Source organism: Corynebacterium glaucum (assembly GCF_030408855.1).
GTDB classification, from domain to species: domain Bacteria; phylum Actinomycetota; class Actinomycetes; order Mycobacteriales; family Mycobacteriaceae; genus Corynebacterium; species Corynebacterium glaucum.
Map to the genome: position 1 here is coordinate 2,301,894 of NZ_CP047358.1, position 19,608 is coordinate 2,321,501.

A 19,608-nucleotide genomic window follows, 5' to 3' on the forward strand; every position below is an offset into this window, starting at 1 on the left:
TTAGAGTCCCATCCATTCGTTCATGTGCTTGCCAACGATGCCAATCGCTGGCTCGTCCACTACCGCTAGATGGTCGCCCGGCAAGTGCACGATGGTCAAATCGGTGACGATAGCGCCCCAGCCGCCGTCCTCATCAATGTGCGCGTAGTTCGGCTCCAGGGTGATCGCGCCCTCGTGCATCCGCTCGGAGCGGAAGAGCAGCACTGGGACATTGACGTCGGCCCACCGGGAGAAGTCCAGGTGGTTGAGAATCTGGTTGTCCACAAACGACGCCCGCTGGTGCTCGAGCACACCGGCAGCGAGCCCGTGTTCGGAGGCATCGGTGTTCGCCAAGAACTCGGTGAGCATCGTGAGCAGCGCGTCCTCGCCCGCGGTTTCCAGCAATTCGTACGGCACGTCGAATTCCAGACCGTAGGTGTCCTTCGCAAACTGGGCGTAGCGGCCCCAGCGTGCTTTGGTCTCCTCCATGGTGTCCGGAATCGGCTCCGACGGCTGGGTGGTGTCCAGCAGTGCGATGTACTTCACCTTGTCGTTGCCAAGCTGGTGCGCAACCTCGTACGCCAACGCGCCACCGAAGGACCAGCCGGCCAGCACAACCTGGCGGTCACCGGCGATGCGCTGAATGTCCTCGACGTACTCCGCCGCGCGCTCCTCCAGCGAGCCTTCGCGGCGCTCGACACCGTAGACCGGCGTGCGCTCATCTAGGCGGCGAGCCAGCGGCGCGTACACCGCCGAGGATCCGCCCGCTGGGTGGAAGACGAACACCGGCTCTTTCGTTCCTTCGCGGAAGACGCGGATGTTGCCCTCGACCTCGGTTTCCAAGCCCTCGCGCACACGGTTCGCTAGCGGCTCGAGGGTCTCAGCGCCTTGGACTTCTTCCGCAGTGATCTCAATGCCGGAGCGCTCCGTCAGGTGCGCCGCGATCTCGGCGGCGACCTCGTCGGAGACAGCAGGCAGCTCCGAGGTCACGCCTGCAGCCGCCGCTCCCGAGTACTTCGCCCACGCTCCGAACACCATGCGCTCGGACGCGTCGCGCGGCGCGACACCAACGCCTTGGCCTGTGGGTTTAGCGCCCTTTTGCTCAGGCTCAGTTTCGATCGACCCAGCAGCTTCCCGCCCAGCAACCGCGTCCTCGACGGTCTGGATCACGTCGGCCACGGAGGCGTCGCGAAGCGTCTGCACCTGCAGCGGCGGGATCTGGAAGTCGTTCTCAATGCGGTTCTTAATGCGCATGCCCATCAACGAGTCCAGCCCCAGATCAATCAGCGGCAGCTCATCAGGCAAGTCTTCCGCATCAAAGCCCATGGACTCGGACACGATCGCGCGCAGGCGCTCGGCCACGGTCTCGGTCGCCGGATCCCAGCGGAACGCTTCGATTGCGTCGTCCGGTTCGTCGACAAGCGATGAAGGCTCGACCTCCGCAACTCCTGCGACTACCTGCTTCGCGTCGAAGTCGAGGATGGAGGCGAAACCCTCCGCAACCAGTACGTCCGTGTTGTACACGCGGATGGACAGCCCGCCCAAGGTCGGAGTGACCAGCGTGGTCACGGTGCCGTCCGCGGGCAGGTAGCCGTGCTCCTCGGTCGCCACGACGCTCGAGCCCGGCGCGATCTCCGCCGCCGCAGCCTCGATAAGCTGGTACGGGCTGAACACCGCATCCGCACGCGTGGCGTACGCGACCTGGCCATCAGGCAGGTTCACGCGCGCGCCAAGCAGGGAGCTTTCGCTTGACGACGGCCTGGCCGACGTCCACAGCTCATTCCGGGCGAAGTCGATCCCCGGCGTCTCAATGCGCGGCTGGCTGCCGTAGAACCCGGTGAAGTCGACTTTCACGCCCTGGACGTAGAGCCGGGCGGCGAGGTCGACCAGCGTTTCCGCCTCGTCGAGCTTGCGTTTCGTGGTGAACAGCAGCTGCGCGTCCGGTTTGCCTGAGGCGAAGGCGGTGTTCATCATGCCCATGAGCGCGACGGGGTTCGGCGTGATCTCGATGAGCGTGGTGTGGCCGGCGGCGAACGCGGCTTCGGTGGCGTCCTGGAAGTACACCGGCTGGCGGGTCATGCGCAGGAAGTATTCGTCGGTGTGGACAACACTGCCGGCGGGGTAGGTTTCTCTGTCCACGGAGCTAAATAGCGGGACGGTCAGCGGCTGCGCATTGATGCCGGCGATCTCGGCGGCGAGGTCGCCCATGATCGGGTCCAGCATCGAGGTGTGGCCGGCGCCGCGCACGTTGAGCTTGCGGGCGAATTTCTCTTGCGCCTCGAGCTGCTCGACGATGTTGTCGATGGCGGTGGCGGGCCCGCCGACGGTAGTCATGCCGGGGCCGGCGTACACGGCTGGTTCGACACCGGGGTAGTCCGCAAGCTGGTCGGGGCCGAGCTCGACCACGGCCATCGCGCCCTCGCCTGAGGTACCGGCGATTTGGGCCTCGCCCTCGCTCATCAGCCGCGCGCGCTGGCAAGCGATGAGCATCGCGTCCTTGTCCCTGATGCCGCCAGCGGCGTACGCGGCGGCAATCTCACCCATGGACATGCCCATCACGCCTGCTGGGTAAATGCCCATCGAAGCAAGCAGGTCGGTCTGCGCGATCTGTATCGCGGTGATGGTGACCTGGCCGGTCTGGGTGTCGTACGTCTGGTCGTCGTCGTTGATGATGTCCAGCATCGACCAGCCGCGCTCGAACTTGACCAGCTCGTCGAGCTCGCGCATCCGGGCGGCGAAGAGTTCGCTCGACTCCATGAGTTTCTTGCCCATGAACCTGTGCTGCGAGCCGAAGCCGGAGTACACAAATACCGGGCCGGTCACGCTCGGGGCGTCGGCGGCAACGATGCCTGGGCCGATCTTGCCCTCGGCAACCTGACGCAGGCGCGCCACGGCCTCTTCGGTGGTCGTGGCTTGGATTACCGCAGCAGAACGGCCGTGGTTGCGGCGCGCGAGCGAGCGTGCGACGGGGATCAGGTCGGAGTCAGGTCGGGACTCAAGGAAGTCCGCAAGCTGGGCAGCAGCCGCTTTACGACGGCTTGCGAGCAGCCCAGATACCGGCAGCGCCGCAACGTTGAGACCGGTGAAGGCGGTGTTCGGTGCGGTGGTTTCGCCCTCGTACTCTTCTGCATCGAAATCCGCGAGCACCACGTGCGCGTTCGTGCCGCCGAAGCCGAAGCCGGAAACGCCGGCAACGCGGCGACCGGAGTAGCGCGGCCACTCGCGCGGGTCTTGCACGACCTCGATGTGCTCGGCGTCGAAGTCGACGAAGTGGTTTGGAGCGGTGAAGTTCGCCGAGGCCGGGATGGTGTCGTGTTCGAGCGCCTCGAGCACCTTGATCAGCGCCACCACGCCCGCGGCGGACTCTGAGTGACCGATGGAGGACTTCACCGAGCCCAGCAGCAGTGGCGCGGCGTTAGAGCGCTCGCGTCCCAGCACGGTGCCAAGGGCGGTTGCCTCGATCGGGTCGCCGAGGATGGTGCCGGTGCCGTGCGCCTCGACCAGGTCCACCTCGGTCGGGTCGATGCCTGCGTCTGCATAGGCGCGCTCGAGCACGTCGACCTGGGCATCCGGGTTCGGGGCGGTGAGGCCGTTGGAATGGCCGTCGGAATTGGTGGCGGAGCCCTTGATCACGGCGAGGATCTGGTCGCCGTCCTTAATCGCGTCCGCGACTCGCTTGAGCACCACAAAACCTGCGGCCTCAGATCGCACGATGCCGTCGGCGTCGTCGGAGAACGCCTTGATGCTGCCGGTCGGCGAGATCACGCCGAGCTCGGAGAACATCAGCGAGGCAAACGGGTTCGCCAAGATATTCACACCACCCGCAAGCGCCACGTCGCACTCGCCGTCGCGCAGCGCACGCACCGCGTGGTGCACACTGACCAACGAGGACGAGCACGCCGTGTCCACGTTCATCGACGGGCCGCGGAAGTCGTACGCGTAAGAAATGCGGTTCGGGATGATCGAGCTCGAGCTGCCGGTGAGTGCATAGGGGTGCGCCTGCGCAGGGTCGGCGCCCATGAGCATCCCGTAGTCGTTCGAAGAGGAACCCACGAAGACGCCGACCGCCGCGCCACGCAGCGTGTCCGCCGGGATGTGCGCGTGCTCGAGCGCCTCCCACGCCACCTCGAGCATGATGCGCTGCTGCGGGTCCATGTTCTGCGCCTCGAGCGGGGAGATGCCGAAGAACTCGTTGTCGAAGCTCGCGATGTCGTCGAGGTAGCCGCCGTCGGTCGACTCCTCCGCCATCTTGGTGCGAAGGTACGGGTCGCCCGCGTACTCAGACCAGCGGCCGGCGGGCAGGGGCCCCGTTGCAACCTGGCCGTCGATAAGCAATTTCCAAAGCTCCGCCGACGAGTTCGCGCCCGGGAAGCGGCCGGCGTGCCCGACGATGGCGATGTCGCGCTCGGCGGGGGAAGAGCTGATTGCTTGTCGACGCTCCTTTGCCGCGCGTTTCGGCGCGGCCACCAGCGCGGCGGCAAGCGCATCGATGGTCGGGTACTGGTACGCGATGGTTGGGTCGAGCTTGCGGTTGAGCAGGCCTTCCAGCTCGCCCGAGAGTACGACCGCGTCGCGAGACGACAGCCCGTACGCCTCGAGCGGCTTGGCGGTGTCGATGCTGGTTTCCCCCGTTGCCTTCGACACCCACTGCTCGAGCCAAAGGCGCAAATCGTTCTCAGTCATAACGTAAGACCTTATCGGCCGCCGTGGCCGAATTGTTATCTACTCCCGCTCGGCGAACTGCTTGGCATTGACGCGGCGCGCGATCTTGCCTGAGGACGAGCGCGCGATCCCGTTCGGCGGGTAGAACTCAATGACCGCCGGGGAGATGCCGTGGTTGGTGGTGACCGCGGCGCGGATTGCGTCCTCTGCAGCCGGATCGCCGTCCTCGGAGGCGCCGTCGGCGCGCTCCACCATGAGTACGAGCTGCTCGACGTCCTCGCCCGGGACCGCGAACGCCGCGACCGAGTCGGCACGAACGTGGTCGGAAGCCTCCATGACGGTGGCTTCGATGTCCTGCGGGTAGTGGTTGCGGCCAGCCACGACGACGAGGTCTTTGACGCGACCGGTGATGTACAGGTGGCCGTCGACAAGCGTGCCCAGATCGCCGGTGTTCAGCCAGTTGTCCTTGGGCAGGTCTTCTTGGAGGGTCTCGCCGATGACGTTGCGGAAGGTCTCGTTGGTTTCGTCTTCCCGGTCGAGGTAGCCGGCGGCGGTGTTGGGTCCGTGGACCCACATCTCGCCGACTTCGCCTTCGGGCAGCTCGTTCTTGGTTTCGGGATCAACGATGGCGAAGTGCTGCCACTGCACCGGCTGGCCGTTGGAGGCGAAGGCAACGCCCGCATCCTCGCCGACTTCGACTGCTTTACCGTTCGCAAGCTCGTTGCGGTCGAAGAACGCGAAGCGTGGGCGGTCCTTGTTTTGTGGGGTAGACACAATGAGCGTGGCCTCGGCGAGACCGTAGGACGGGCGCAGGGTGAGCCGGTCGAGGCCGGAGGGCTCGAAGGCTTCCAGGAACGCATCGACGGAAGGCTTGGTCACTGGCTCGGAGCCGATGATGATGCCCTCGACCAGGGAAAGGTCGTAGTCCTCTGGGTTCTCCGGAGTGGCGTAGCGGGCGGCGAGCTCGAGGGCGAAGTTCGGCGTCACGGTGTAGACGTGCATCTTGTCCGAGTCGTCCTCGCGGCGCGTGAGGCGATCAAGCCAGCGCTTCGGCTGCTGGATAAAGTCGCGCGGGGTGAAGATCTCGAGCTCGTTGCCCAGAATCACCAGCAGAGTCGTGAGGATGATGCCCATGTCGTGGTGCATCGGCAGCCAAGACGGGATGCGCAGCGGCTGCTTCACGCGCGCGCCCATGTAGATCTGGATGACGTTGGACACGATCGACTCGTTGGTGATGATCACGCCGGCCGGGTTGCGAGTCGAGCCGGAGGTGTACTGCAGGAAAGACACGTCCTGCGAGGTATCCACCCCTGCCTCGACCTCGATCGGCTGCCAGGTCTCCGCGAGCGAATCCGGCAGGGAGTCCACCGCGAGGATGCGGGGGCGTTCCGCAGCGGGCAGATCGGCGAAGAACGCGCGCACCGCAGGGGCGTCCTGGGTATTGGTGAGCACCGTCTTCGCACCGGAATCGGCGAGGACCGCGCGCAGGTGGTCTTCGTGGCCCGGCTCGTTCGGGTCGTAGAGCGGGATCGGCACCTGGCCGGAGTACATCGCGCCCATGAAGCCGAAGATGTACTCGGGCGAGTTGCCGGCAAGGATGGCCACACGGTCGCCCGGCTGCCCCACCTGCATCAGCCGCGCGGAGACGGCCTTGATGCGCGTGTTCACCTCGCGGCGGGTGTAGTCGGTGGCTTCGCCCTCGGTGTCCTGGGAGTAGTCCCAGAAGCGGATGTTGACCGCGTCGGCCTGTCCCATCTGGACGGCGCCCATGAAGAGAATTTCGTTGAGCGCCGGGATCGTGAAGTTCGGCGGGAGGACGATGTCTCCGTCCTCGTTGATGAACCGCTTGATGATGACTTCGAGATCCATGGGGCTCCTTCGCTAGTCCCTAAATAAGTGCGAGTAAATAGTTAGTTCGACTGAACTTCCAAGGTGTCGATGCTAGTCCGCGCCCAATCTACCGTCCATTGCGACGCGGTCGTTCCGGGAATGACGTCCGGGTTCGTGGCGTACATCGCGTGATTGCCGTTGGCCAGGAGCAGGTCTGCCGCCCGGTCGAAGGCGTTTTTGATCGCAAGCGGCGCATCGCACACGGAGTCGTTCGGTGCGCAAATTTCAAACGCGCGGTCTGCCACCGCTCCGAATTTGCCGGGGCGCGGGCCGGTCATGGTCGCACCCGGGGTCGCCATATCGACCACGCGCTGCAGCGGCTGCAGCGTGATTTCGGCGCCCTGGCCAGAAAGTTCCGCGCCAGGGTGCACGCCCACACCGTTCTCGCGGCGCCCGTCCGCGATCATCACTGCGCCGAGCAAACGATCTGGCGGGATTGCGCCCGAGTTGGTGCCGATCGCGTCCGCCGCGTCGCCCACAATCACGGCACCCTGGGAGAAACCGGCAATGATGAACTTCGTGGAGTGGCACTGCTCGGCAACGTAGGCGAGTTCACCGTTGAGCTTTGCCAGCCCTTCCGCACGCGAGTCGTCGTAGGTCATTTCCTCGCGCCCGTGGGCGGTCTGGATGTTCCGGAACTGCGCGGTGTACGGCACGGTGAATACGCGCACGTGCCCGATGTCGTAGGCCTCCTGCAGCGGCTGCGTAATCGAAAGCATGAAGCTGTACGGGTTGGCCTGCGGGTTGAAGGGGTCGTCGTCAGCCGAGGACTCCCAGGTGCCGGGCACGGAGACGAACTCCACCGCAGGGCACCACTCGGGTTCCTGTGGGGTGGGAGGGGCAGGCTCGGCTTCGGTGGTTTCTGTGGGTTCGAGCGGCGGGATCGGTTCGCCGTTTCGCCACTGGAAAATGCCCAGGCCGATAAGGGCGACAACAAGGATTACACCCGCAACGACAAAGACGTTGCGGGTGGCACTACGTTCACGCACGGTGTGGTTCCTAGTGGTTCCTAGCAGAGGTTGGCGCGAGCGGCGTCGGTCACCAGCTGCCCAACCGCCTCCGGAGTCATGTCCGTGCGGCGTTGCTCGACAAGCTGACCGGCCACCACATCGCGGGTGATGGTCTCATCCGAGCACACACTATGCCCCGTCACTGTGAGTTCATCCTCAACTCCCTCGACGTTCACCCCGTTTTCTCTGAGCTGGTTCAGATAGCCCGTTTCCTCGGCGGTGAAGGGGTCCGCCTGCTCGGGCACCGAGTCAAGCTCGCGGGCAGGCTGGTCCACCGGACCGGCGGGGGCCGCAGGTTGCCGAGTCGAGGTTTGGGTCACCGTCGCAGTGCTCGAGGAGCTTTCGCTTGACGACGCAGCAGTTGCCACCGTCGTCGACGTTTCTGTGCTGTCCTCGGAATCGACGGTCGCCGAACCGCCGCAGGCGGTGAGGGTGAACGCGGCTGCCAGCGTGGCCGTCGTTAAGCAAAGTGCTCTTTTCATCGCTTCTTCTCAACAACCTTGCCGTTGACCTGGCTGAGGGTGCCGTTCTGGAAGTCGATGGTGAGGCCGCCAGCCGGGATTTCCTTCATGTCGGAGGTCGGCCAGCCGAGCTTGCCTTGCTCGTAGCCCTGCTTGCCCCACTCGTTGAAGATGTCACCGTAGAAGATCACGCGGGCGCCGGACTGCGGCGACCAGTAGATGTTGCCGCGGTCGAACTCCTGGAAGAAGCCGCCGTTGACCTTCTTCTCGTTGGACTTCGGGAAGCCCAGGCCGGAGGTGGCAGTGCCGACCTCGCCGTACTTCTTACCGATCTCGCCGAAGACCATGTAGTGGGAGGTCTTGCCGTCCTGCTCCGGGTTGCGGGTGAGGTAGCCATTCTCAAACTGCTGGACGTATCCCTTGCCAACCTGGGTCGCCTCGGCCACCGGGTAGCCCAGCGGTCCGGTCTCGTAGCCGGCTTCGCCCCACGCCTTCATCATGTCGCCCGGGATGGCGTACGCGCCGTTCTGCGGGGTCCAGTAGATGGAGCCGTGTTCGAAGTGGACGAAGCGGCCGCGGCCGTCCGGGGTCTTGGTCTCGCCCGTGGTTGGGAAGCCGAGCCAGCCGGACGGGCCGCCGAGCCCGTTGTACTTGGCCAAGATCGCACCGAAGATGGCGTGGGCTCCGGTGTCCGGGGACCAGAATGCGGTGCCGCCGCGGAAGTCCTGTGCGCGACCCTTGCCGTTTTCACCGGTGACGTACTCGTCGTTCACGCAGGATCCGATGACGCCGGACTTGGTGGCCTCGGCGATCAGACCGATCGGGGTGCACTGCGCGCCGCGGTCCGCCTCGGGAACGTTGAGCGCGTTCGCGATGTACGGCCACGCCTGGGCCATCTCGAACTGCCAGTACTCCCAGGAGTGCACGCCAGACGGGCGGAAGCGCACGACCGGCTTGACGTTGGTGCGGCTTGCGTAGTCCACGAACGTCTGGGTGGACATGCGGGAGATGACCTCCAGACCCTTGCCTGCGTAGTTCGCAGCGCCCTTGGCCACGGAGTCGGGGTTGCCGTAGTCGTCGCGGCCGGAACCTGCGGAGACGTACACGGTCATGCCCTCGAGGTTCTCGATACCGGTCTTCGGGTCGTGGTCGATCCAGCCCTGGGAGCCCTGCGGACCCCACATCGCGTCAGAGTTGTAGCCGCCGGCGTCCAGCTGCGCTGCCTTGATGGCGGTGGGCATGCCGGTGGTCGTGGTATCCAGGTAGCCGGAGAAGGAACCGACAAAGTTGAACAGGTGCGGGTTGCGCTCAGCCAGGTTGACCGCGGCGGTACCGCCCATGGACAGGCCGACGACGGCGCGCTTGCCGTTGGAGCGGAACTCGTTGCTCATGATTGGGACCAGCTCCTTGGTCAGGAACGTCTCCCACTTGTAGTGCTTGCCGTTGTCCGGACGCTGCCAGTCAGCGTAGAAGGAGGACTCGCCGCCGACCGGAAGGATGACGTTGACGTTTTTGTCGGCGTAGAACTGCTCGATGTTGGTCTCGATAGTCCAGCCGTTCTCGTCGTCGCGGGCGCGCAGGCCGTCAAGCGCCCACACCTCCGGGAATTTCGCGTTCGGGTTGGAGTGCCAGTCGCGAGCCAGCAAGATCTGCACCTGGATGAGCTCCTGCGGCATCGCCGCAGACTTGATAAACACCGCCACGCGACGGTTGGTCAGCCACTCAATGCGGTCAACTTCAACCCCGGCCGGCAGGCCCGGAACTTCGACATCGCGGTCCACCTCGATCGGGGTGCGCTGTGGCGGATCCGAAGGGCGGATCGCGTCCGAGAAGCCGCGGTTGGAGCTCAGGTTGCTAGACAGGTCCGGCGACTGTGCATTAGCAACCTGCGCCGGTGCCAGGCCAGCGGCCAAGACCGTCATGGAGGAGATGGCTGCCAACAACAGCTTCTGGTTACGGGATTCACGCATTGCAATCAGCCTTTTCATGAAGTTGATCGGAGGGGCGGGCATTCAGCCCAAAGGTTAAGTTTCGCTTGAGACTTTAGTCGCCTGACACGCCGGTGATTTTTGAGGTGATTTGTACCCGGCGTGTCAGATGTGAAAGTTGTGGCAATTTACCAGGCGTTCATCACGTCAAGGATGCGCGACTTGGTGCGGTGCAACTCTGCATCCCACTGGCTGAAGTTGTGCAGGCCAGTCGGGGTGGTGACGGCGGTGTGCTCAACACCAGATGCTCGCGCCTTCGCGGACCACAGCTGGGTAGTGAAGTTGGAGATCACTTCAAGCGCCATACCGGCCGCGCGGTGCTCCGGAAGGTAGCGCTCATCCACCGGGCCTGGGGTGCCGCTGCCGGCGGAGACGTAGACGTCCTTTCCGCGCAGGTTGCCCATGTTCAGGAACGGGTCGTTCTCGTAGCGGCGCGGGTTCAGGATGGAGCCCCACATCGCGTTGAGGTTGTACAGGCCGCCGTCAAGCAGCGCGAGGCGCAACGCGGTCTGGCCGCCCGGAATCGTGGTGGTGAGGTAACCGGAGTAGGACAGGACCTGGCGGAACTGGTTCGGGTGCAGCGCCGCGAGGTTCAGCGCCGCGGTACCGCCCATGGAGATGCCGAGGATGGAGTTGTTCGTCGGCGAGACACCGAAGTGCTGTTGCAAGTACGGCGGCAGCTCCTGGGACAGGAACGTGTCCCACTTGTAGGTCACCGGGTGGTTGAAGTCGTACGTCGCCGGCGCGTTCCAGTCGGTATAGAACGAGGACTGGCCACCCACCGGCATCACCAGGGTGATGTTGCTGTCCACGAACGTTGCGGCGGCATTGGTGTCCACCAACCAGGCGTTTGACCACTCGGTCGCACGCAGGCCGTCGAGCATGTACAGGCCGGCGTTGCCGCCGCGCTGAGCCGGCTGAATCTGGACGGTGATGTGGCGGTCCATGGAAGGCGACCACACCGTGCAACGCTGCACCCAGAATCCAACCCCGTCCCACTCACAGCTGCCAGTGGAGTCGGGGCGCAGCCAGTCGCGATTCGCTGCCTGCGCCTGGGGTGCCGCCGCGATGCCGCCAATCATGGTGAATAGCGCTACGAGCAGGGCAATCAGGCCGCGGCGCTTGTGGGTTGTCTGCATACGGAAACTCCTTCTTTACCTGCCCTATCGGGCGGATGTTACCGTAACGTTACCAATCCCCACCGTGTCGGGCCAGTTAGTCCACAGGCCAGGCAATACGCGGACTAAGGTCCTTCCCAGGGTCACGGCCATCGCGGATCTCCCTGACGGTGGCGGGGTCGAGGTACACAGAGGGGTCGTCGTCAAGCGAAAGTGTGCGACCTTTGCCCAGCGAGTACCTGAAGTTTGCCTTGAACCGCTCCCAGCTCATCGGCTCGCGGGAGGTGGCGAGCAACTCCGCAATCTCTTCGCTGCGCAGGGCAGCGCGGGCTTCTTTGGCGGTTTCGATGTCGAACCAGTCGGGGAGATCATCCAGGTCAACGGCGGAATCGGCGACCTGCCACTCCTGCGAGAGCTGCTTGTCGTGGCCGATACGGCCGTCTTCCATGCGCGGCATGCGCGCCGCAAGCGGTGTGGACAGTCCGACGGTGTCCAGGATGCGCACGTCCAGCGGGGCGTTCATGCTGGTCATGCCCAAGTTGATCCAGTATGCCGTGAGCGGCAGGTCCTGCAGGTCCGAGGGACCCTCGAAGCGCTCGCGCGGGTACCAACGGAACTGCTCCCCGTCGTCGTAGTCGATGCCGATGGCGATCTGCGCGGCGTTATTTTCTCGCGCTTCCGGCAGCTCCTGGTCCCAGCCACGCATCATCGGCATGGCCAGGAAGTCCTCGGCGTACATTGGCGCGTCGCCAGGTTCGCGGCCGAGCGCAGTGGTCCAGAAATCGCGCTCGTCGACAATGTTCAGCTCTTGGTCTTCGTACTGGTAGGCGTGCTCATCGGTGGGGTTTGAGTGCACCACAATCACACCCGCCCACACCACAATCGCGGCGGTAATCGCCGCGGTCACCCGCGTCAGCGGCACCGCCATCACCGGCAGCAGCAGCGCGAACAGCGGCAGCAAAAGCATGCGGCCGTGCATGAAGTCGCCGCCCACTCGCAGCACGTACAGCACGTGGGCGAGTGCACATCCGGTGGCCAAAAGAACAATTGCTAATCGACGCCCCCTCGCACCCGCCACGAGCACCACACCCGTGATCAACGCTGCGGCCACCGGAAGGTAGAGCCAGTAGAAGCCTGCGAAGTTCCAGAGGTAGCTGAGGCCTTGCGACCACTCCGAATCCGAGGCGGACTTGGCCACCGCCGTGTGCGGGGTGATCAGCCCGTAATAGCCCATGCGGAAGATCTGGTACGCCGCCGGGACCGGGAGCGCGGCGAGCAGAATGCCGGGGGTCTTGCGGAAGTTGGTGGCAATGAGCACGATGCCGGTCACGCCACCGTAGAGCGCGAGCTCTGGGCGCACGAGCCAAGACAGGCCGCACCAGAAGGCGAGGAAGTACCCCACCGAAGGGATCGCGCGACGCGCGGGCGTCGCCCACGTGACCAAAAGCGCCCACCAGACCGCGAACCAGAGCAGCGCCAGGCCCCACTCCAGGCCGGAGGTGGCGAAGTCGCGCGCCGGCGGCAGGGCAAGGTAGATGATCACGCCGAACGGGATGACCGCTACGGTCTGCTGGGCGCTCAGCTGCCAGTACCGTCCCGTGGCGTGGGTGGCCGACGCCGCGGCGACAACCGTGAATGTGAGCGCCAGCCACGTCGCAATGTCTTCCAGGCGCGCATCCGTCACCCAGGCAACTGCCGTGATCAGGTACTGCCAGAGCGTGGAGGTGTTTGCTTCGACGCGCTCGCCGACGTTGAACACCGGGCCGTTGCCGGCGAGCAGGTTGCGCACTGTGCGCAGGACGATCAGCCCGTCGTCTGACATCCAGCGCCGCGTCCACCCGCCCCAAAATGCGAACACGCCTGCCACAAGCGTTGTAGCAAGCAGTGAGAGGCGGGCGTGTCTGTGCATCAATGGGATTTTAGTTACCCGGAAACGGCGGGCACGATGTAGACCGCCATAGCGATGCAGAACAGCCACGCGACGGCGAGAAGTTGCAGGACGCGGTCTTCCAACGCGATCTCATCCGGGGCCCCGCCGCGGCCGCCGTCGACCTCAGCGGCGTAGCGCAAGATCGCGATGACGAACGGCACCATGGAGATCTGGTACCAGATCGCGGCGTTGCCAGTCACGGCGTCGGAAAGCTCAAAGCCCCAAAGTGCGTAGAAAATCACCACCGCGGTGGCGGAGACCGTCCAGACAAAGCGCAGGTAAGTGCCGGTGTATCCCTCGAGCGCTTTACGGATCTTCGCGCCGGTCTGCTCCGCAAGGATCAGCTCCGCGTAGCGCTTGCCCGAGGCCATGAACAGCGAGCCGAACGCCGCGACCAGTAGGAACCACTGCGAAAGCACGATGCCCGCTGCGACACCACCGGCCATCGTGCGCAGCATGAAGCCGGAGGACACCAGCGCGATGTCGATCACCGGGATGTGCTTCCAGCCGAAGCAGTACCCCAGCTGCAGCGCGATGTACACGCCGATGACCAGCGCCAACGAGGTGCCGTCGGTAGCCACCAACGAAAGGCCGATTGCGGCGACGATGAGGATGACCGCCATCGCGTACGCCAGGTTGATCGGCAGCATGCCGGAGGCGATCGGGCGGAATTTCTTAGTCGGGTGCTGGCGGTCCGATTCCACATCGCGGGCGTCGTTGATCAGGTAGATCGAGGACGCGCCGAAGCAGAACACGACGAACGCGATGAGGATGTCAATCGCGGTGCGGCTGGTGAACGCCTCCAGGCCCGCGGCCAGCGGCGCCGCGAGCACCAGGACGTTTTTGACCCACTGCTTCGGGCGGAGACCCTTGGTCATCGCGTCCGGCAGGTTCTTCGGCGGGTTCTTCTTCATCACCACGTCGACGCCGGCGGTGTGCGGCTCGGGGCGCAGCAGCGGTTCTTTCACTGGCTCTTTAACTGGCTCAGTCACGCTAGATCCGCCTTTCCGCCTCGATCGCAAGCTTGGCGATGGCCGCGCCGAGCGCCGCACCGGCAAGCGTGTCGGTCGGGTAGTGCACGCCGAGCACGTTACGGGAGGCCATCATCACCGGAACGAGCGCGTAGGGCCACTTCGACCCGGTGATGTCGTGCAGGTGCACGGCCGCCGCCGCAGTGTTGGTCGCGTGCGAAGACGGGAAACTCAGCTTCGACGGGGTGCGCACACCAACCGTGATCCGCTCATCGTCCGGCCGGGGTCGGCGCACCACACGCTTCAGCACCACAGATGCCGCGTGCGCCACAAAGGTCCCAGCCCCCAAGGCAAGCCACTTCCTGCGCCTTTGCTTATCGACGATTGCGCCCACCGCAGCAACGCCCACCCAGCCCAAATCGTGTTCCCCGAAGTGGCTAAGCGTGCGGGCTGTCTTGACCGTCGCCGGTGCGTAGATGACATCCTGCAGCTGGACGAGGAAGTCTGCTTCTTTACTGCTCATCAAAAATCTTCCCCCAGTTCTCGTGGCTAGTCAGCTCGCCACGGGCATCGCGGTACGCGTGCTTGAGTTCCGGCCAGCGTTTACTGATCTCCGCGCGCAGTTCCTTCTGCTGCGCCACCAGGTCGTCGGCAAGCTTTTTGTCCCGCTTGCGGAAGGCGACGCCCGTGCCACCTGCCGTGGAAACCGTCGCGGAATCCAAACGGGCGAGTGTGTACCAGCGAGCTTCTTCCGTGGTGAGGTTGAGCTGCGGGGCGTTCCAGTGGTCGCGGTTCTCCGGCTTGCGCAGGTGCATTAGCGCCTTCGCCGCCCACGGGAGTTTCTTGACCTTGGCCAGGCGGCCGCCGATCGTACGGGTGGGCACGCCCGGCGCGCCCGTGGGCGCCGGAAGGTCCGCAGCTGACTCGACAACCTGCGCATCGGCAAAGTCCTTCCGGATCGCCTGGATTCGCGGCAGCGCGGACTCCAGGATGTCGAAGAGCTGGTCCGGGCCGGCGAGGAAGTCCTTCATCGCCTCGTTCTGGATGGCGATCGTCGAATACTCCATGCACATGTAGTGCTTGGAGGTGGACTTCGACATGTTCTTCAGCATCGCGGTTGGGTCTTCGGGGCCGTAGATGCTGGCCACGATGAGGCGGTTGCGCATGTGGAAGTACGCCTGCCAGTCAATCGCGTCGTCCTTGTCGGCCCAGGCCATGTGCCAGATCGCGACGCCAGGCCAGGTGACCGTCGGGAAGCCGGCTTCCTTTGCGCGCAGGGCGTACTCGTTGTCGTCCCACTTGATGAACAGCGGCAGTGGCAGCCCGAGCTGCTCCGCGACCACGCGGGGAAACAGGTTCATCCACCAGCCGTTGTAGTCCACATCGACGCGGCGGTGCAGCGCCCGCGACGTGGTCTTGCGCGGATCCAGCTCTTCCTGCTCGGTGCCCACGTAGCCCAGCGGGTACTTGGAAAAGTCGTGGTCGTAGACGGCATGTTCCGCCGCGCGGAACATGAAGATGTCCTTGTCCACCGCCTCGCCGGTGGTGCGCAGCTGCGCGCGGTCCTGCAGGTTGAGCATCTGCCCGCCCACCAGGATGGGTTGGTTGGCATACCGCGCCGCCTGCACCGCGCGCACAATCGAGTCCGGCTCGATCGCGATGTCATCGTCCATGTACAGAATGAACGGCGCATCGGTGGAGTTCAGCGCCTCGTACATGATTCGCGAGTACCCGCCCGAACCACCGAGGTTGCCCTGCGAGAAAATGCTCAGTTTACCGCCCAGATTCTTTTCCGCGTCCTCAAAGTCAGGTTCATCGGCAGGGTGCTGGTTGCCCTGGTCCGGCATGAGCACATGGCTTATCGACGCCTCGACATACGCGTCTTCGGCCAACGCATGCAGTGCATTGACGGCGTCTCGGGGGCGGTTGAAAGTAGGGATGCCTACGGCCACCTGCTTGGGCTGGGGTGGGACAACGGTGCCGTCGTCAAGCACCTGCTCCTTGGGGTCCTGGGGCGCGACCCACGCCGCATTGCGCACCCGCGCATCGGTTTCTGCTGTGATGTCGAACCAGAGCCAGCCGCCGTCTTCGAAGTTGCGCAGCTCGAGCGGGATTTCGATGTGCTCGTCGGCGGCTTCGGCGTTGATGACGGAAATGCGGGTGCCGTCGTGCTTCGAGCGGTAGACGGAGATGGTGGCGCGGCCTTCGATGTCCATCGCGAGGAGGACGGAGCTGAGCTGCGACCAGCGGCGCCAATAGCTTGCCGGAAAAGCGTTGAAGTAGGTCTCGAAGCTGGCCTCGTTGCCGGCGGGGATGGTGAAGCTTGTGCGGTCGGACCAGCTCAGGCGCTGTTTGTTGTGCTCGTCTTCGATGAGGTAGAGCATCCGGACGTCGCGCGGCTCACCCTTCTTCGGCATCAATATACGCGCAAGCACGCGATCAGTCTGGGCGGCGTTCGTGGTCTTTTCCACAAGTCTCACTTTCCGTTTCCGGCTCTTTTGGTCCGGCCCTGAAACATTCGTGGATAAGCGTAACGGTTCGGGCACGGAAACTTCGACTGGCTCGCAGTTGGGTGGGGTTAACCGGAGAAGAGGAGGCGCAGGCCTTCTCGGAGGTCGGCCAGAATGCGGTCGGCCTCCGATTCGGGAACCCGCAGGTTGTCCAGCGTGAGGCCGTTGATCAGCGCTGTTACTAGGCGCGCCTTCGGCTTCGCTTGATCGCTGCCGCCGAGCGCCAGGACCACGCTGTTCTGAAACTCCTCGAGCACCTCGGTGTAGAGCTTCGCGATCCACTCGCGGGTCGCCGAAGCTGAGCCGTAGGTGACCCAGATCGCGGCGTCTTCGAAACGAACGCCGCCGATGGGGAGAAGCTCTGCGAGCCTTGCCACCCAGGTCTCGAGCACGTCGTCTTTGTCGGCGATAGCGCCGACACGCTCCCCTTGCCGTTGGACGGAGCGGATGAACGCGTGCGCAAGCAGCGCGTCCTTGTTCGGGGCGTGGTACTGCACGGAGCCGGCGGCGAACCCGGATTCCTTCGCCACCTCCCGCACGCTCACAGCATCGAGGCCGCGCGACGCAATGATGCGGATGGTCGCGTCGGCAATGGTCGCGGCCGATTCCGAAAACTGATGTTCCAAGGAAAAGTCGTTCATGGTTGCGCCCCAGTCTAGTTTCTCGTACGTTTGTAAGGCGTAATACGTTCGTACGAGAGAATCGGAGCGTCCTATGGGTTCGGTCATAGCTGTTGTTGGCTTGGCGCTGCTCGACAGCTTGAGCTTGGGCACCCTTGTCATTCCTCTTGCACTCATCGTCCACTGGCGCGCTGTTCGCGTTCCGGCGCTGACCGCCTACCTCTTCACAGTTGCCGCGGTGTACTTCCTCCTTGGGCTGGGAATGCTTCTCGGGTTCGCCGGCCTGGGCTCGGTCGCCGAACGGGTCACGCAGACCAATATCTTCCCGTGGATCACGTTGACACTGGGCGCGGTACTTGCGATCTTCGGCGTCTTCGGCCCCGATCCCAAGAAGCCCGAACCCGGGCAATTGCCAAAACGCGCAGCCGGAGCAACAAGCAGTGTGCCAAGCATGGTGGCCCTCGGTCTCGGCGCCTCCCTCACCGAAGCGGCGACCATGCTCCCGTACATCGCCGCCATGGGCTTATTCGGCAGCTGGGACATCCCCTCCGCGGCAAAGGCCGGGGCCGTGGGCATCTACTGCCTCATCATGATCATCCCCACGGTCATTCTGGCCACCCTGGCGCTGTTCTTCGGCGAAAAGATCTTCCCGCGGCTGGAGCGCCTCATCCCCCGCCTCGAATACGAGGCGAAGGTGACGTTGCTGTGGATCGCAGCCATCGTCGGCATCTACATGGTGGCCCATAGCGTTGCGACGATCCGCGGCGACCTCCCCGCCTCGTGATGAGGACCGGTTTCGCGCGGCGGCCGCATTGGCGCTTGATGCGCAGGACCGATACGGTAGCTACGTTTTCACGCCCTCACCTGCCGGAGGGCGCAGTTTCCCGCGCATGTAGAACGGTAACTTCCATGGCTTTCGCTCACACCGAGATATCTCACGAACCGCCCGCTCCGACGGGGGTTGTGGAGTCCTTCCGCTACGCATTTTCGTCGCATACTCGGCTGCGCAAGGAGGTGCTGGCGGGCCTGACCGTCGGGCTGGCGCTCATCCCCGAGGCGATCGCGTTTTCCATCCTCGCCGGCGTTGATCCGGCGCTCGGGCTGTTCGCCTCGGTGATCATGGCCATCACCATCGCGTTCACCGGTGGCCGCCCCGCGATGATCTCGGCCGCCACGGGTGCGGTCGCCCTGGTCATCGCCCCGGTGTCCCGCGAGTACGGGGTTGACTACTTCATCGCGACCGTCTTGCTGGCGGGCGTGCTACAGATCCTGCTCGCGGCGCTCGGGGTGGCCAAGTTGCAACGCTTCATCCCGCGGTCGGTGATGACTGGCTTCGTCAACGCGCTGGGTATTTTGATCTTCACCGCGCAGCTGGAGCATCTTATCGACGTCCCAAAGGTCGTCTACGTCCTCGTCGCCGCCGGCATCGCGATCATGATCGGGTGGCCGAAGCTTACGGGCGCCATCCCCGCGCCGTTGATCACCATCGTCGTCATTAGCGCTGTCGTGGGGCTTTTCGGGATGCACGTCCCCACCGTGTCGGACATGGGTGAGCTGCCCGAGTCCCTGCCGCGACTGTTCGTCCCGGACGTGCCGCTGACGCTGGAGACGCTGCGGATCATCGCGCCGTACGCGCTGGGCATGGCCCTTGTCGGCCTGTTGGAATCGTTGATGACGGCCAAACTTGTCGACGACATCACCGACACCCACTCCGACAAAACCCGCGAATCCTGGGGCCAAGGTGTGGCGAACATCGCCTCCGGCCTGTTCGGCGGCATGGGCGGCTGCGCCATGATCGGGCAGACCATGATCAACGTCAAAGAATCCGGGGCGCGCACCCGCCTATCGACGCTTCTTGCCGGCGTGTTCCTACTCATCCTGATTCTCGTGCTGGGCGATGTCGTGGGCACCATCCCGATGGCGGCGCTGGTGGCCATCATGATCATCGTGTCGGTGGGCACCTTCGACTGGCACTCCATCCACCCGCGCACACTGAAGTTCATGCCGCTGTCGGAGACCGTGGTGATGCTCGTGACCGTCGCTGCCACCCTCGCCACCAGCAACCTCGCCGTCGGCGTGGTGCTCGGCGTGATCACCGCGATGATCACCTTCGCCCGCCGCGTCGCACACCTCGCCTCCGTCGAACAGGTTTCCGCCGAGGACACCACTAAGGACGGGCTCGTGGACACCCGCACCTACCGCATCCACGGCCAGCTCTTCTGGGCCTCCAGCAACGACCTGGTGTACGCCTTCGACTACACCGACCCTGCAGAAAACATCGTGCTCGACTTGAGCGCGGCCGAGGTGTGGGACGCCTCCACCGTGGCCACGTTGGACTCCGTCACCCTCAAGTTCGAGGAACGAGGCAAGACCGTCACCATCGTCGGTCTCGACGGGCCGAGCAAGGACCGCCTGGACCGCCTGTCCGGAAAACTCAACAGCCAATAACGGCGCGTCTCCCGTAGGCTG

13 protein-coding genes are annotated in these 19,608 nt (G+C 64.5%); 2 read left to right on the top strand and 11 right to left on the bottom strand.

Annotated features, from left to right (window positions below):
• The 11 genes from pks13 to CGLAUT_RS11215 form a co-directional block, all read right to left on the bottom strand.
• Entirely contained in the window at positions 1–4,662 is a 4,662-nt protein-coding gene (pks13, locus tag CGLAUT_RS11165) for a polyketide synthase Pks13 (protein ID WP_290185240.1), read from the bottom strand.
• A gap of 39 nt (positions 4,663–4,701) precedes the next feature.
• Entirely contained in the window at positions 4,702–6,510 is a 1,809-nt protein-coding gene (locus tag CGLAUT_RS11170) for a FadD32-like long-chain-fatty-acid--AMP ligase (RefSeq protein WP_290185242.1), read from the bottom strand.
• Positions 6,511–6,551: 41 nt separating this feature from the next.
• Positions 6,552–7,520: a cutinase family protein gene (locus CGLAUT_RS11175; protein ID WP_095660803.1), complete on the bottom strand. Its 969-nt coding sequence runs from the start codon at positions 7,518–7,520 to the stop codon at positions 6,552–6,554.
• 20 nt (positions 7,521–7,540) lie between these two features.
• Complete coding sequence (locus tag CGLAUT_RS11180; protein WP_095660804.1) at positions 7,541–8,023, bottom strand: DUF732 domain-containing protein; 483 nt, start codon at positions 8,021–8,023, stop codon at positions 7,541–7,543.
• Positions 8,020–9,972, bottom strand: coding sequence for an alpha/beta hydrolase-fold protein (locus tag CGLAUT_RS11185; protein ID WP_232507117.1), 1,953 nt, complete (start codon positions 9,970–9,972; stop codon positions 8,020–8,022). The genes CGLAUT_RS11180 and CGLAUT_RS11185 overlap by 4 nt, the downstream gene beginning before the upstream one ends.
• A 146-nt stretch (positions 9,973–10,118) precedes the next feature.
• Positions 10,119–11,129, bottom strand: a complete 1,011-nt coding sequence (locus CGLAUT_RS11190; RefSeq protein WP_095660805.1) for an alpha/beta hydrolase — start codon at positions 11,127–11,129, stop codon at positions 10,119–10,121.
• A gap of 76 nt (positions 11,130–11,205) precedes the next feature.
• Complete coding sequence (locus CGLAUT_RS11195) at positions 11,206–13,017, bottom strand: arabinofuranosyltransferase AftB family protein (protein ID WP_290185248.1); 1,812 nt, start codon at positions 13,015–13,017, stop codon at positions 11,206–11,208.
• 14 nt (positions 13,018–13,031) lie between these two features.
• A complete protein-coding gene (locus CGLAUT_RS11200; RefSeq protein ID WP_290185250.1) occupies positions 13,032–14,030 on the bottom strand; it encodes a decaprenyl-phosphate phosphoribosyltransferase in 999 nt (332 codons plus the stop codon).
• Position 14,031: 1 nt separating this feature from the next.
• Positions 14,032–14,532 (bottom strand): phosphatase PAP2 family protein, encoded by a 501-nt coding sequence (locus CGLAUT_RS11205; RefSeq protein ID WP_095660808.1) that lies wholly within the window; start codon positions 14,530–14,532, stop codon positions 14,032–14,034.
• Positions 14,522–16,480, bottom strand: a complete 1,959-nt coding sequence (locus tag CGLAUT_RS11210) for a glycosyltransferase (RefSeq protein WP_343898640.1) — start codon at positions 16,478–16,480, stop codon at positions 14,522–14,524. The genes CGLAUT_RS11205 and CGLAUT_RS11210 overlap by 11 nt, the downstream gene beginning before the upstream one ends.
• A gap of 107 nt (positions 16,481–16,587) precedes the next feature.
• The gene (locus CGLAUT_RS11215) at positions 16,588–17,160 is read right to left on the bottom strand and encodes a TetR/AcrR family transcriptional regulator (protein WP_290185251.1); all 573 of its coding nucleotides are present in this window, start codon (positions 17,158–17,160) and stop codon (positions 16,588–16,590) included.
• A gap of 73 nt (positions 17,161–17,233) precedes the next feature.
• Between CGLAUT_RS11215 and CGLAUT_RS11220 the strand changes: the two genes are divergently transcribed.
• Complete coding sequence (locus tag CGLAUT_RS11220; protein ID WP_290185253.1) at positions 17,234–17,923, top strand: GAP family protein; 690 nt, start codon at positions 17,234–17,236, stop codon at positions 17,921–17,923.
• A gap of 125 nt (positions 17,924–18,048) precedes the next feature.
• Positions 18,049–19,587, top strand: coding sequence for a SulP family inorganic anion transporter (locus CGLAUT_RS11225; RefSeq protein ID WP_290185255.1), 1,539 nt, complete (start codon positions 18,049–18,051; stop codon positions 19,585–19,587).
• Positions 19,588–19,608 lie beyond the last annotated feature (21 nt).